We start from the raw sequence: 13,639 nt of genomic DNA, 5'->3' as shown, positions 1-13,639 counted from the left end.
CTCCCCAACCCAGGACAGGTTGGTGGACCCGCGCTTATGGAAGATCAGAACAAGAACCTAATCCTTGCGACCGTGCTCTCCTTCGTGGTGATCCTGGTCTGGTACACCTTCTTCGCCCCGCCAGAGCCTGTCCCGCAAAGTGATCAGCCCGCCGTCGTGGCGCAGATCGATGCGGCCCCGACCGGCACCCCCTCAACCGGTGCGGCCGAGACGACGGCAAACGAACTGGCGCAGGCCCCGCGCATCTCCATTGATACGCCAAAGCTGACTGGGTCCGTATCGCTGTTGGGTGGTCGTATTGATGACCTGTCCCTGCGCAATTACAAAGTTTCACTGGAAGACGACGCGCCGTTGGTGCGCCTTCTGGCCCCCGTCGGTGGGACCGACCTGGCGGCCTCCAACCCCTATTATGCCGTTTACGGCTGGGTTCCGGGGGCGGGGCTTGATCCGACCCTGGTCCCCGGCCCGCGGACCATCTGGCGGCTCGCGTCTGGCGATGTTCTGGCGCCGGGCAAGCCGGTGACGCTGGAATGGGACAACGGGGCCGGCCTGACCTTCCGCCGCGAGATCGCTGTGGACAGTGATTACCTGTTTACCGTGACGCAATCCGTCCAGAACGACACGGATGCCGCGGCGCGCCTTGCGCCCTATGGCATCATCGCGCGCCACGGCATCCCGGACACGCAGCGCGTCTACGTTCTGCACGAAGGTGCCGTGCGTATGTCGGATGGCAAGCTGCAAGAGGTGGATTACGACGATGTGACCGGCCTCGACGTAGTTGCAGGCGAAGGCCAGGCGGACATCGTCACCGTGACGGAAAATGGCTGGACTGGCTTCACCGACAAATACTGGATGACCACGCTTGCCCCGGCGCCGGGTCAAGGCTTTACCTCGGCCCTGAAATACGTCGCGCAATCCGACATCTATCAGACCGAGGCCCGCCTGCCCGTGATGGAAGTGGCCCCCGGGGCCGCGATCAGCGCCACGACCATGCTTTTCGCCGGCGCAAAGGAATGGGAGGCCATCCGGAACTACCAGGATGACACCGGCATTCAGGGGTTTGTCGATTCGATCGACTGGGGCTGGTTCTATTTCCTGACGAAGCCGATGTTCCGCTTGTTGCACTGGCTTCACGCCACGATCGGGAACATGGGCTGGGCAATCATTGCGCTGACCGTGATCATCAAGATGATCGTCTTCCCGCTGGCCCGCAAATCCTACATCTCGATGGCGCGGATGAAGGAACTTCAGCCCGAAATGGAAAAGCTGAAGGAACGCGTCGGCGACGACCGCATGAAGATGCAGCAAGAAATGATGGCGCTTTACAAGCGTGAAAAGGTCAACCCGGCATCGGGCTGCCTGCCGATCCTGCTACAGATCCCGATCTTCTTCGCGCTCTACAAGGTGATCTACGTCACGATCGAGCTTTATCACGCCCCGTGGATCGGCTGGATCCGCGACCTGTCGGCGCCCGATCCGTCCTCGATCCTCAACCTGTTCGGTCTGCTGCCCTTCGCCACGCCGGACCCGTCCTCGATCTTCTTCATCTTCTCGTTGGGGGTGCTGCCGATCCTTCTGGGCATTTCGATGTGGTTCCAGCAAAAGCTGAATCCTGCGCCGACCGATCCGACCCAGGCGATGATCTTCGCCTGGATGCCCTGGGTCTTCATGTTCATGCTGGGCGGTTTCGCATCGGGCCTTGTGCTGTACTGGATCGCGAACAACACGATCACCTTCATCCAGCAGTACACGATCATGTCGATGCACGGGAAACGCCCGGATCTGTTTGACAACATCCGTCAGGGCTTCCGTCGCAAGGCCGCGAAGGACGCCGGCAAGAAGCCCGCCGACAAATCCGGGAAATGACGGCACATCTGGCCCATATCCTGCGCCATCCGATCAAGTCGGTCGGGTATGAGGAAATCGAAAGCGCGCCCCTGACCCGGGGGCGCGCTCTGCCTTTCGACCGGCGGTGGGCCATCGCCCATCAGGCGGCAAAGCCTGAAGGCCCGATGACGGCTTGGGCGGGGAAGCAGAATTTCCTTCGTGGCGCGGCCGCGCCCAGCCTGATGGCTATTCGTGCCGCGACTGCCGCGGACGGGCGGATCACGCTGACCCACCCAGAGGCTGGTTCGTTGGCCGTGCATCCCGACCTTTCGGAAGATCAGGCGGCGCTCATTGCGTGGCTGCGCCCGCTTTGGCCTGCACACCGGCCTGCGCCGCGCAGTGTGGAACATGCCCCGGGCATGGCCCTGACCGATTCGCCTGAACCCTATGTCTCGGTTCTATCCCAGTCCTCGCTTGATGCGCTTGGCGCGGCTACGGGTGTGCCCCTGTCGCGCAACCGGTTTCGCGGCAATCTATGGGTTGAGGGCTGGTTGCCGTGGTCCGAACGCGCGCTAGCCGGTCGCAATCTGCGGATCGGAACAGCCGTGCTGGAAATTGTTGAGCCAATCACGCGATGCCGCGCAACCTGTGCCAACCCCGAAACCGGCCATGAGGATCTGGATGTCCTTTCGCTGTTGCAGCAACTGAACGGTGACGCCCAGTTCGGGCTGTTCGCGGTGGTGCGCGAGGCGGGCACTATCACGCGTGGCGATCATGTGGAGATTTCGTGATGCAGATGCAGTTTACCCTTGCCCCGACCCCGGATGATGCCTCCCTTGAAAAAGGGCGCCTCATGTTTGCGGCCCCGGTCGAGTTTCTCAAGGGCGTGGTCGCAATGTCCGGCCTGCCCGCGGCCGACCGGATCGAGGTCTGTTTTGCCGGGCGTTCCAACGTGGGGAAGTCCTCGCTCATCAACGCGTTGACGAACCGCAAGAACCTTGCGCGCGCGTCGAACACACCGGGACGCACCCAGGAAATCAACTATTTTACAACCGAAGGCGGCCCCTATCTGGTCGACTTGCCGGGCTATGGCTATGCGCAGGCGCCGGTCGCGATCGTCGCGAAATGGCAGCAACTGCTGAAATCCTATCTCGCGGGTCGCGTTACCTTGCGTCGGGCCTTTGTCCTGATCGACACGCGCCATGGCATCAAGGCCGTCGATGAAGAAATCCTGACGCTGCTTGATCGCTCGGCCGTCACGTTCCAGGTCGTGATGACCAAATCGGACAAGGTGAACCGCGCGGAACGCGAACAGGCGATTGCGCAGGTCAAGGCGGCGCTTGGCAAGCATCCCGCCGCCTATCCCGAAATCGTGGTGACCTCGTCCGAAAAGGGCGAAGGGATCGAAACCCTGCGCGCGATTATCGCTTCACTCAACTGATCCGATCTTGGTGAGATCGGGATGCCTCCGGGGGTCCGGGGGCGGCGCCCCCGGCCTTGGCCGCGCGCCCGGGGGTGGACGCTCTCGGGGCTTGGCAGGGGGGGCGATTGCCCGTAACACTTGCCCCGCATGCTCCGGGGACCCCACGATGAGAAAGCAGACCATGAACCGAGACTGGATCGCCACCGCCCGCACCCTTTCCGAGGCGTTGCCCTATCTGCAGCGTTACACAGGCGCTGTCGTCGTGGTGAAGTTCGGCGGGAATGCAATGGGCGACGATGCGGCGATGGCGGAATTCGCCCGCGACATCGTGTTGATGCGACAGGTCGGCATGAACCCGGTGGTGGTCCATGGCGGCGGGCCGATGATCAACGATCTGCTTGGCAAGCTTGGGATCACCTCTGACTGGGTCCGGGGCAAACGCGTTACCGACAAGGCCACCGTCGAGGTGGTCGAGATGGTGTTGTCCGGTCTGGTCAACAAGCGCATCGTGCAGGCGATCAACGATCAGGGTGGTCGCGCGGTGGGCATTTCGGGCAAGGACGACGACCTGATGGTCTGTGAACCCGACGATCCCGAACTTGGCTTTGTCGGGCGCCCGGTCGAGATGAACGTTCAGGTTCTGCGCGATCTGTACAATGCCGGGATCATCCCGGTTGTGGCCCCGGTTGGCACTGGCGTGAATGACAATGAAACCTTCAACGTGAATGGTGATACCGCGGCGGGTGCGATTGCCGGGGCGCTTCAGGCCGATCGCTTGTTGTTGCTGACCGATGTGTCGGGCGTCAAGAACAAGGTAGGCGAGGTCGTCACCCAGATGACCCCGGATGAGGTCCGGGCGATGATCGGCGATGGGACGATCGCCGGTGGCATGATCCCCAAGACGGAAACAGCGCTGAAGGCGTTGGAGGATGGTGTCCGCGCGGTGGTGATTCTGGATGGGCGTGTGCCCAATGCCTGCCTGCTGGAATTGTTCACCGACCACGGTGCGGGCAGCCTGATCCGCTCGACCGAGCCGCGGGTGAAGCCGCGCAAACGGTGACCCTGGCGGCGCTGCAAGCGGTCGCTGCGGCCGAGCTGCTTTTCGTGTCGGGCCTTGTGGGGCTTGGGCCCGGGGATGGCTTGCCGGTCGAATTTCCGACCCTGGCGCTGTTGTCTCCGGACGAGCCGGGGTTTTGGGACCATGTCACCGCCAGCCCTGAGTTTGCTGATGGTGCGGCGGATCCGCTGGATCGCTGGTCGTCGCGGGTGATCGGGGCGATGGCCCTTGGCTTGGGGGGCATGGCGGTGTTTCCCTTTGGCGGGCCGCCTTGGCATCCGTTCCAGCGCTGGGCCTTGCGCAGTGGCCGGGCCTGGACGTCGCCTGTCGGTTTTGTGGTGCATGACCGGATGGGGCTGATGGCGTCCTATCGTGGGGCCATTGCCTTGCCGGTCCGTATCAGTGTGCCGACCCCTGCGGCGGCGCCGCCCTGTAAGGGATGCGCTGCGCCCTGTCTTGCGGCCTGTCCCCCCGGTGCCCTGACCGGGGAGGGGTATGTTCTTCCGGCCTGCCATGCCTTTCTGGATCGGCCTGAGGGCGAAACTTGCCTGAACGCAGGCTGCCTTGTGCGCCGCGCTTGCCCGTTGAGCCAAACCTATGGCAGGCTGGCCCGACAATCCGCTTGGCATATGAGGCAATTTCACAAATGACACCCTTGGGACACCGCCGCCTGATCCTCACGCGCCATGCGAAATCATCCTGGGATGATCCGCTGTTGGCCGATCACGACCGCCCGCTGAACACCCGGGGCGTGCGTGCGGCGCGCGAACTTGGGGATTTTCTGGCCTCACGCGGGATGGAGCCCGAGGAGGTGCTGTGTTCCACCGCGCTGCGGACCCGCGAAACCTGGAATGGTGTTGCCAGCGCGGTGATGGAAACCCGCCCCGAGGTGCGCCTGGTCGAGGCGTTGTATCACGCCAGCCCTGATGTCATGCTGGCGGTTCTGCGCACCGCGACAGCGCCCACGGTGATGATGATCGGCCACAACCCCGGCATCGCGGAATTCGCGGCGATGTTGCCGGCGCGTCCCCCGATGGCGCCCGAATTCCGGCGCTATCCGACCTGCGCCACGCTGATCGTGGACTTTCAGGCCGAGGACTGGCTTGGCGTGAAACCGGGCGACGGGTCGGTGATGGAGTTCTTTTTGCCAAGCCGTCGGGGCTGACAGGCGCCTGTGGCGCGCCTGACATGTCACATCAGGCGGCGGGGCGGTGATTGCCGCCGCCCCTTGCGTCATTGTGTTAAAACGCGCATTTATGCGCGGCTTGCCTGTGGCAGGCACCCGTGGTGACCGGGCCCCTCTGGCGAAAGTGGCGGCGCTTTCGTGATGTCGGCACCTGAAATCTTCCAGCCGCCTGGACCTTGATCAGACATGGCAAGCAAGACGACCCTCAGGCCAGAGGCCGCGCCCGAAATGGCGGGCACGGCCCCGATGTTGCAGTATTTCCGCTGGGCCTTCATCTTTACCGTCCTGGGCCTGGCGCTTGGCGCCTTTCTGGGCTGGCACACCACTGGCACACTTGGCGGCATGCTGACGATCTTTTTCATCTGTGCGGTTCTGGCGGTGCTGGAGATTTCGTTGTCTTTCGACAATGCGATCGTGAATGCCAACAAGCTCAAGGATATGCGGCCGGAATGGCAGCACCGCTTCCTGACCTGGGGCATCATCATCGCGGTTTTCGGGATGCGCATCGTCTTTCCGCTGCTGATCGTGGTGATCGCGGCAAAGATCGGCCCGTGGCAGGCGCTGGTGCTGGCCGCCGCCCGCCCCGAGGAATATGCCCGCATCATGCAGGATGCGCATCTGCCGATTGCGGCTTTTGGTGGCACCTTCCTGATGATGGTGGGGCTCAGCTTTTTCTTCGATCAGGAAAAGGATGTGCATTGGGTGCGCTGGCTGGAACGCCACATGGCGCGCTATGCCACGATCCGTGGCATCGAGGTGGCGCTGGTCCTGTTGCTGATTCTTGGCTTTTCGCGCCTTCTGGACGGGGCCGATGCGCAGGTGTTCTTCACCGCCGCGATCTGGGGCCTGCTGACCTTCCTTCTGGTCGAGGTTCTGGGCGGGCTGATCGACAGCACGCAAGAGGCGCTGAAATCCGCAGCGCGCGGGGGGCTGGGGGCTTTTCTGTATCTAGAGGTGCTGGATGCCTCGTTTTCCTTCGACGGGGTGATCGGGGCCTTCGCGCTTAGCCAGAACCTGTTCGTGATCGCGATCGGCCTTGGGATCGGTGCGATGTATGTGCGGTCGATGACGATCATGCTGGTGGAACGGGGCACATTGGCCCAATACCGCTTTCTGGAACATGGCGCCTTTTACGCCATCATCGCGCTGTCGGTCATCATGTATGCCCAATCGCTGGTGCATATCCCCGAGGTGATCACCGGCCTGGGCGGCGCGGCACTGATCGGTGTCTCGCTTTGGTCCTCGATCCGCTGGAACCGGGTCAACGGCCAGGATGAGGCGCAGGCAAGCTTGGACTAGGCCCCGGGGGACATCCTGCGGTTCAGAAAGCCGGCGGTTGTCATAAGGTTGGGCTATAGGGTCTTGGGCGCTGCGGGCGTCTGCGCGATCCTGCCGTCACAGGCAGGGGGGCATCATGCAGACAGGAACGGGTCCGAAGATTACGCTGATCGGTTTTGGCGAGGCGGGGCAAGCCTTTGCACAGGGCTGGCACGGGCAGGCTGTGGGGGCGATTTCGGCGTTTGACCTGAAGTCGCTGCACCCCGGGGGGCATGATCTGCTGGTCAGGGCCGGTGCCGGTCGGGGCGTCACGGTTTGTGGCGACAGGGAACAGGCGCTTGCGGGTGCAAGCCATGTGTTCTGCCTTGTGACTGCCGATCAGGCGCGGCGCGCGGCCGATGAATGTGCGCCCCACCTTGCGCCCGGCGCGCTTTGGTTCGACGGCAATTCCTGTGCGCCCGAAACCAAGCGCGCGGCTGCCGGGGTGATTGAAGGCGTGGGCGGGCGCTATGTGGATACGGCCATCATGGCGCCCGTGCATCCGCGCCTGCATCGCACGCCGATGTTGCTGTCGGGTCCGCATGCGGACACGGCGGCGGCGCAGCTGGGGGTGCTGGGCATGGCGGCGCAGGTTGCCGGTCCGGGGGTGGGCGATGCGTCCAGCGTCAAGATGCTGCGTTCGGTGATGATCAAGGGCATCGAGGCGCTGCATGCGGAATGTTTTCTTGCAGCCCGCCGCGCCGGGGTCGAGGCGCAGGTTCTTGCCTCGCTGATGGCGTCGAACCCGGAAATCGACTGGCCCCGCCAGGGTGCCTACAACCTTGAACGCATGATGAGCCACGGCCTGCGCCGCGCCGCCGAGATGCGCGAGGTTGTCGCGACGCTGCAGGATCTGGGCTTTCCGGGGGCGGTGACCGCCGCTGTGGCCGACTGGCACCAGCGCATCGGCGAACTGGCGATTGGTCCGGGCGAGGGCGATCTTGTCCAGCGTGCTGACCGCATTCTGGCGCGGCTGTGACGGGGGCCTGATGGCTTTGCGGTTACGCCCGGGCCGGCAGGGTCCGGCCCGGGCGTGCGATCACAGTTCCGGCGCCTTGCCGGTGGCGCCCGCGACGCCTTCGTAAACGGCCTTGATCCGCGCGCCTTCGGAATGGCTCCAGGTTTTCCAGAAATCATCCCACAGCGGGTCCGGGTCGGTGATGCGCAGCTTCAACCGCACCGCGCGCCCGGTCGAGGAATCGGTGGAGACGTAAGCGTCCAGAACCGCGCCGCAGGTGACCGAGATTTCCTCATTCCCCAGTTGGTCATCCAACTGATAGCTGGACTGGATCGGCTGATGCGGGCCATCGCCGCAGGAATAGGCGTCCTGCAGCACAGTGCCCGATCGGTCATAAAACCGCGCTTCGTTGATCGAATTCGACCGCGGACCGTATTTGGTGGCAAGGCTTTCCACCATCGTTGCGCCGGCGATCGCCTCGGATGTCGGAATGGTCCAGTCGCGCGCGATGGACATGGCGACGGGGGCGTCGTCTGGAGCCCAGCTTTTCTTGGCGCTGAAGCTGGCAAAGAACCAATCGGTGGGTTTGCCCTGATCATTGGGGGCGCGGCCCCAGGCCAGCATGTCGCGCGTGAAATCCTGATATTCCATCAACCGATCGCGGTTTTCCTGCCGCTGATAGCCCTTATCGGCCAGAAGCTGTTCGATCTGGTCCAGCGTCATGCCGGGCGTTGCGCCCAGAATGTCAAGATTGGCGATCGGGGCATGGGCCTCGGCCGGGTCGAAGGGGCGCAGGACGCCGGACAGTTCGGCGGCCTCAAGCTCGATCTCGGGGTTGGCGAAGGCCACGCTGAGCACGTCCTTGTTGGCGCGCGTCAGGGTGAAGGCGGGTTCCGCCAGGCAATTGCCCGTGCCCGCGCCCGAGTTGCGCAGCACCTTGCCCGGCTGCCCGTTTTCGACGGGGAACAGATATTCGCAGATCGCGAACCCCAAGCCGCCCCAATTCGAGGCATTATATTCAAGTTCTCCAAGCCCATCGATGATGGTCAGCTGGAACTGGATCTGCCCGCCCCGGCCATCAACGTAGCCCCCGGCCCAGAAGCCCTGAACGTCGGGCGCGCCTTGCGCCACGGCCGGGCCCGACGCGACAAGGGCCGCGCAGCAGAATTGTGACAATTTACCCAAAAGATTCATAATCTTCACCCACAGTTGTCGAGGCCGCCAGCTAATTTGGGCCCTTGGGTAAAGTCAACAGTGCACAGTTGTGACGGGCGCTACCAGCCGTCATCCAGCCTCGGCTGCATCGATGCGGGCGCCGGGGCGTGACCGGCCAGGAAATGGCGGGCGGCGCGGATGATCTGATCGCGGTCGGCGGGGGTCATCCGGGCCAGATTGCGATAGGGGAGGGCCATGCGCGGGTTGCGGGCCAGGGCCGCTTCGTTCTCGATCAGGAAATTCCAGTAGAGATAGTTGAACGGGCAGGCCCGTGCGCCTGTCTTTTGCTTCGGATCAAAGGTGCAGGTGCCGCAATAATCCGACATCCGGTTGATATAGGCGCCAGAGGCGGCATAGGGTTTTGATCCGATCCGCCCGCCATCGGCATGCATAACCATGCCATGCACATTGGGCAGCTCGACCCATTCGAAGGCATCGGCATAGACCGCCAGATACCATTCCTCAATCTGCGCGGGCGCGATCCCGGCCAGCAGCGCGAAGTTGCCGGTGACCATCAGGCGTTGGATGTGGTGGGCATAGGCGTTGCGGCGGGTGGCGGCGATGCAATCGGCCATGCAGCGCATCGATGTCTGGCCGGTCCAGTAAAACGCGGGCAGGTCGCGGCCCGCGTTCAGGTGGTTGGTCTGCGCATAATCGGGCATTTCGGTCCAGTAGATGCCGCGCACGAATTCGCGCCAGCCCAGAATCTGCCGGATGAAGCCTTCGACAGCGTTCAGCGGCGCACGCCCCGCGCGCAAGGCGGTTTCGGCCGCGGCGCAGACCTCAACTGCGGTCAGAAGCCCGCAGTTGAGGTAGGGTGAGATCAAGCCGTGGAACAGGAAATCCTCGCCTGCCTTCATCGCATCCTGATAATCGCCGAAATCGGGCAGGGCCGTTGCGATGAAATCGTCTAGGGCGGCCAGCGCATCGGCGCGCGTCACCGCCCAACCGAACGGATCCAGATCGCCGAAATGGTCGGCAAAGCGCGCCGCGACCAGGTTGATCACCTCGCGCGTCAGGTCGTCGGGGGCAAAGCGGCGCCGGGCAGGCGGGCGCAGGCCACGCGGCAGCGCCTTGCGGTTGTCCGCGTCGAAATTCCATTGCCCGCCCACAGGGGTATCGCCATCCATCAAGATGCCGGTGCGGCGGCGCATCTCACGATAGAAAAATTCCATCCGGCCGGTCTTGCGGGCTTGGGCAAGGCGGGCGAATTCAGCCCGGCTGCAGAAGAAGCGATCATCGGCGCAGATCTCGACCGGCAGGCCCAGCGTGGTGGACCAGCCCTGCATCATTTGCCACACCCGCCATTCGCCGGGTTCGGTCACCACCACCCGTGCGGGTGCGTGGCGGGCGACCGCGCGGGTCAGCTCATCCGTGAAGCTGTGGGTGTTTGCCGGATCGTCAAGCCGGACATAATCGACGCGCACCCCACGCGCCGCCAGATCGCGCGCGAAATGGCGCATCGCGGCCAGCAGGAAGGCGATCTTTTGCTTGTGGTGCGGGACGTAGCGCGCCTCATCCGCGACCTCGACCATCAGCACCACATCGCGCGCAGGATCGAGGCTGGCCAGCGAGGCCAGCCCCGTCGTCAACTGATCGCCCATCACAAGGCGCAAGGCACCCGTGCGCGGCGGGGATGGGGCGGCGGTCATGCCCGTGGCTCACGCTGGGCGCGGCCCTTGGCGGCGCTGCGGCAGCGGTCCGAGCAGTATTTGACCTGATCCCAGTCCCGCGCCCATTTGCGGCGCCATGCAAAGCCCAGCCCGCAACAGGCGCAGACCTTTGTCGGCAAATCCGCCTTCTTGCGCATCTTTGCCATCACCCCTCCGCCGGTTGGCCGCCCCTGTCGCGCCAGAGATATGGCGCGGTTCGGGCCGGGATCAAGCGCGGGGCCGGCCCTACTCGGCCAGTTCGATGTTGATCTTCACGGCGGAATACCAATCCGCAACGGCACGGATATCGGCGTCGGTCATGCCCTGGGCGATCGGTGTCATGATGTCATGCACACGCTTGCCGCTGCGAAAGGCCTTCAGCTGGGTGTCTATGTAGATGTTTGTCTCACCTGCCAGGTTGGGCGCATCGGGGATCTGGGCAAGCCCGTCGGTGCCATGACAGGCCAGACAGGCCTCTGGCGCCGCAGCCGGGTCGGGGGCGGGAGTGACGGTAACGGAATGGCCCGAATACCAGGCCGCCAGATCGCGGATCTGCTGATCGCTTAGCGACCGGGCGACGATCGACATCATCTCATGTTCGCGCGTGCCATCGCGGAAGGCTGTCAGCTGATGAATGATATAGTCTACCGGCTCGCCGCCGATATGGGGGGCGATGGGGATCTGGGCCATGCCATCCAGGCCGTGACAGGTGCGGCATTGGCCCGCCAGAACCCGGCCCGCCGCCCGGTCGCCCGTGGCATCCGGTTCCGGGGCTGACGCGGATGCCGGCTTTTCAGACTCATTTTTGCCTGCCGCACCGACAGGGACGCCCCCGGCGAGGATAACCCCGCCGAGAGCCAGAACCGCAATCAACCTCATTGCGCAGGCGTTCCCACATAGGCGATGCGCCAGATCGCGCCGGCGAAATCATCGGACACCAGCATCGAGCCATCGGGCAGGAAGGCAATATCCATTGGCCGGCCACGGTACTCGCCGGTCTCTTCATTCAGCCAGCCCGAGGCAAAGACCTCGGTGCCCGCGGCGTTGCCTTCCTCATCCAGGCGGGTGAACATCACCTGCGCGCCCACCGGAACGGTGCGGTTCCACGACCCGTGCTGGGCCGAGAAGATGCCGCCGCGAAATTCCTCGGGGAAGGAATTGCCCTTGTAGAAGCTCATGCCAAGATCGGCGGCATGGGCCTGCATTTCCACCTGCGGCTCGGTGAATTCAACACCTTCGGGGCGGGGCACATCCTTGAACTCGGGGATCTCGATGCGCGAATTCGTCCAGGGGAAGCCAAAGTGCTGGCCCCCGGCGGTCTGGCGGTTCAGCTCGCCCGGGGGGATGTCATCGCCCATACCGTCAACCTGGTTGTCGGTGAACCACAGATCGCCATTGGCCGGGTTGAAATCATGCCCGACCGAGTTGCGGATGCCGCGGGTATAGACCTCACGCCCGGTTCCATCGGTGTTGATGCGGATGATGCCGCCGATGCCGATCTTGTCGTAAAGTTCCACCTTGTCGGCAGGCTGGACGTTATGCGGCTGCCCCAGCGAGATATACAGCTTGCCATCCGGCCCCACGCGGCAGACCCGGGCGGTGTGGTTGAAGCTTTCTTCTTCTGCCGGGATCAGTTCGCCCTTGGCAACGACCGTGCCCACCGCCGGGTCCGGCCCTTCAAAGAAGAACTCGGCCGCCGGGAACACCAGGACGCGGTTGCGTTCGGCGATATACAGGAACCCATCCTTCGAGAAGCAGGGCCCGTTGGGAATGTCGAAGGTGACCGAGGGCGCGAAATCCATCACCTGATCGGCCACGCGGTTGCGGTCGCGGTCGACGACGGACCAGACCTTGTCCTTGCGGGTGCCGACGAAAACGACCGTGCCCTGCGGCGCCACCGCCATCGAACGTGCATCGGGCACGACAGCGTAGAGGCTGGCCTGGAATCCCTCGGGGACCTTGATGTGCGGCACGATCGCCGCCAGCGCCTCGGCGGTCTGGCCGGTCTGGTCGATGACCGTGAAGGTGGCGTCGGTGCGCTGCATATTGGACAGTTTCTCCATGTTGTCCTGCGCGACTGCGGCTGTGCCGAGCGCGGTGGACAAAAACAGTCCGGCAATGATCGCTGATCTTTTCATGATTTCCTCCCTTGGTTTGGTCCGCTTCGGGCGTGTGCCCGCCGCGCGCCTCCCCGACGCGCGGTTGCTCGATGGTCAGACTTCGCCGCAACCCTTCAAAGATGGGGTTTTGGTAAGGCTAACGGACCAATTCAGCCAAAGGTAGTAGCCCGATACTACATTCGCATTTTCGGGCTATTCCGCCGCGACATGGGCTTCGGGCCGGACCGGGGGGTGTCGGCGTGCCTGAGGCACCTTGTCCAGTTCGCCCAGGTGGATGGTGCAGGCACAGCGCAGCAGCGATGTGAAATTGCTCGCCTCGCCATGCTGTTCCAAAACTTCGGAATGCAGTCGCGACAGAAAGGCGGGGGTGGTCGCACCCTCACTTGCCGCCATCTGGTCGAGAATCGACCAGAATGCTCGTTCCAGGCGGATGCTTGTGGACTGGCCGTTCAGGCGTAGGCGCCGGGTAACCGATTCGTAGCGGGTCGGGTCCTGACCCGAAAAGATCTGGCACATGATGAAGTCCTCCCTGATCCGATGATGATCGATCGGATCAACGCGTCAATAGACTTGGGGGTTGGCGCAATTCTGGGTGGGCCGAGGGGGCGCCGGGTGGGGTCGCCCATCGGCAGGCGCAGTTGCGCAGTGGCGCGCGCGCGATTCCCGGCCTGCCCGAGGGTGGGGCGCTGCCAAATGCGTCCACCCCGTGCTTCGCTCTGCCTGGCCGCTTCCTCGCCATGTCTCTATCATTTTGTATTCGTTGTATCTTTTGAAATTTATTCCGTTTGTTTCATTTTTTCTGCGATTCCCTCTTGCGTGTGTTTGTTGTTCTCCGTAGATACCGCTTCACCGAAGCAGCGAAGGTTGTGACGGGGCGCCTGAGG

14 protein-coding genes are annotated in these 13,639 nt (G+C 63.6%); 8 read left to right on the top strand and 6 right to left on the bottom strand.

The window, feature by feature from the left end:
- Positions 1-36: 36 nt before the first annotated feature.
- The 8 genes from yidC to MXB90_RS08800 all read left to right on the top strand — a co-directional run bounded on the left by yidC (position 37) and on the right by MXB90_RS08800 (position 7,789).
- A complete protein-coding gene (yidC, locus tag MXB90_RS08835; RefSeq protein ID WP_250043734.1) occupies positions 37-1,866 on the top strand; it encodes a membrane protein insertase YidC in 1,830 nt (609 codons plus the stop codon).
- A complete protein-coding gene (locus tag MXB90_RS08830) occupies positions 1,863-2,618 on the top strand; it encodes an MOSC domain-containing protein (RefSeq protein WP_250043731.1) in 756 nt (251 codons plus the stop codon). Before yidC ends, MXB90_RS08830 begins: the two co-directional genes overlap by 4 nt.
- On the top strand, positions 2,618-3,268 hold the full coding sequence (gene yihA, locus MXB90_RS08825; protein WP_250043729.1) for a ribosome biogenesis GTP-binding protein YihA/YsxC: 651 nt from the start codon (positions 2,618-2,620) through the stop codon (positions 3,266-3,268). The genes MXB90_RS08830 and yihA overlap by 1 nt, the downstream gene beginning before the upstream one ends.
- 163 nt (positions 3,269-3,431) lie before the next feature.
- A complete protein-coding gene (gene argB / locus MXB90_RS08820) occupies positions 3,432-4,310 on the top strand; it encodes an acetylglutamate kinase (protein ID WP_250043914.1) in 879 nt (292 codons plus the stop codon).
- A complete protein-coding gene (locus MXB90_RS17850; protein WP_462982257.1) occupies positions 4,307-4,957 on the top strand; it encodes a ferredoxin in 651 nt (216 codons plus the stop codon). The genes argB and MXB90_RS17850 overlap by 4 nt, the downstream gene beginning before the upstream one ends.
- Positions 4,954-5,472 carry a SixA phosphatase family protein gene (locus MXB90_RS08810; protein WP_250043727.1) on the top strand — a complete coding sequence of 173 codons (519 nt, stop codon included), beginning with the start codon at positions 4,954-4,956 and terminating at the stop codon, positions 5,470-5,472. The genes MXB90_RS17850 and MXB90_RS08810 overlap by 4 nt, the downstream gene beginning before the upstream one ends.
- Positions 5,473-5,721: 249 nt before the next feature.
- A complete protein-coding gene (locus tag MXB90_RS08805) occupies positions 5,722-6,792 on the top strand; it encodes a DUF475 domain-containing protein (protein WP_462982265.1) in 1,071 nt (356 codons plus the stop codon).
- Between the two features lie 115 nt (positions 6,793-6,907).
- Positions 6,908-7,789 carry an NAD(P)-dependent oxidoreductase gene (locus MXB90_RS08800; protein ID WP_250043724.1) on the top strand — a complete coding sequence of 294 codons (882 nt, stop codon included), beginning with the start codon at positions 6,908-6,910 and terminating at the stop codon, positions 7,787-7,789.
- A 60-nt stretch (positions 7,790-7,849) separates the two neighbouring features.
- Here MXB90_RS08800 and MXB90_RS08795 read toward each other — a convergent pair whose 3' ends face one another.
- The 6 genes from MXB90_RS08795 to MXB90_RS08770 form a co-directional block, all read right to left on the bottom strand.
- Positions 7,850-8,899 (bottom strand): hypothetical protein, encoded by a 1,050-nt coding sequence (locus tag MXB90_RS08795; RefSeq protein WP_250043722.1) that lies wholly within the window; start codon positions 8,897-8,899, stop codon positions 7,850-7,852.
- A gap of 143 nt (positions 8,900-9,042) precedes the next feature.
- Positions 9,043-10,635: a cryptochrome/photolyase family protein gene (locus MXB90_RS08790; protein WP_250043720.1), complete on the bottom strand. Its 1,593-nt coding sequence runs from the start codon at positions 10,633-10,635 to the stop codon at positions 9,043-9,045.
- A complete protein-coding gene (locus MXB90_RS08785; RefSeq protein WP_250043718.1) occupies positions 10,632-10,802 on the bottom strand; it encodes a DUF2256 domain-containing protein in 171 nt (56 codons plus the stop codon). Before MXB90_RS08785 ends, MXB90_RS08790 begins: the two co-directional genes overlap by 4 nt.
- Before the next feature lie 79 nt (positions 10,803-10,881).
- Positions 10,882-11,514: a c-type cytochrome gene (locus MXB90_RS08780; protein WP_250043716.1), complete on the bottom strand. Its 633-nt coding sequence runs from the start codon at positions 11,512-11,514 to the stop codon at positions 10,882-10,884.
- Entirely contained in the window at positions 11,511-12,773 is a 1,263-nt protein-coding gene (locus tag MXB90_RS08775) for a PQQ-dependent sugar dehydrogenase (protein WP_250043714.1), read from the bottom strand. The genes MXB90_RS08780 and MXB90_RS08775 overlap by 4 nt, the downstream gene beginning before the upstream one ends.
- Positions 12,774-12,947: 174 nt before the next feature.
- Complete coding sequence (locus MXB90_RS08770) at positions 12,948-13,271, bottom strand: ribbon-helix-helix domain-containing protein (RefSeq protein ID WP_250043712.1); 324 nt, start codon at positions 13,269-13,271, stop codon at positions 12,948-12,950.
- Between the last annotated feature and the right edge of the window lie 368 nt (positions 13,272-13,639).

The organism is Phaeovulum molybdatiresistens, assembly GCF_023544865.1.
Classification (GTDB): domain Bacteria; phylum Pseudomonadota; class Alphaproteobacteria; order Rhodobacterales; family Rhodobacteraceae; genus Pontitalea.
The sequence above is the reverse complement of the archived record's forward strand: the minus strand, read 5'-3'. Positions and strand labels throughout refer to the sequence as shown.

Bases quoted from the DNA above. Each gene is read 5' to 3' on its own strand.
- yidC (WP_250043734.1), top strand. From the start codon at position 37: ATGGAAGATCAGAACAAGAACCTAATCCTTGCGACCGTGCTCTCCTTC.
- MXB90_RS08830 (WP_250043731.1), top strand. From the start codon at position 1,863: ATGACGGCACATCTGGCCCATATCCTGCGCCATCCGATCAAGTCGGTC.
- yihA (WP_250043729.1), top strand. From the start codon at position 2,618: ATGCAGATGCAGTTTACCCTTGCCCCGACCCCGGATGATGCCTCCCTT.
- argB (WP_250043914.1), top strand. From the start codon at position 3,432: ATGAACCGAGACTGGATCGCCACCGCCCGCACCCTTTCCGAGGCGTTG.
- MXB90_RS08810 (WP_250043727.1), top strand. From the start codon at position 4,954: ATGACACCCTTGGGACACCGCCGCCTGATCCTCACGCGCCATGCGAAA.
- MXB90_RS08805 (WP_462982265.1), top strand. From the start codon at position 5,722: ATGGCGGGCACGGCCCCGATGTTGCAGTATTTCCGCTGGGCCTTCATC.
- MXB90_RS08800 (WP_250043724.1), top strand. From the start codon at position 6,908: ATGCAGACAGGAACGGGTCCGAAGATTACGCTGATCGGTTTTGGCGAG.
- MXB90_RS08790 (WP_250043720.1), bottom strand. From the start codon at position 10,635: ATGACCGCCGCCCCATCCCCGCCGCGCACGGGTGCCTTGCGCCTTGTG.
- MXB90_RS08785 (WP_250043718.1), bottom strand. From the start codon at position 10,802: ATGGCAAAGATGCGCAAGAAGGCGGATTTGCCGACAAAGGTCTGCGCC.
- MXB90_RS08780 (WP_250043716.1), bottom strand. From the start codon at position 11,514: ATGAGGTTGATTGCGGTTCTGGCTCTCGGCGGGGTTATCCTCGCCGGG.
- MXB90_RS08775 (WP_250043714.1), bottom strand. From the start codon at position 12,773: ATGAAAAGATCAGCGATCATTGCCGGACTGTTTTTGTCCACCGCGCTC.
- MXB90_RS08770 (WP_250043712.1), bottom strand. From the start codon at position 13,271: ATGTGCCAGATCTTTTCGGGTCAGGACCCGACCCGCTACGAATCGGTT.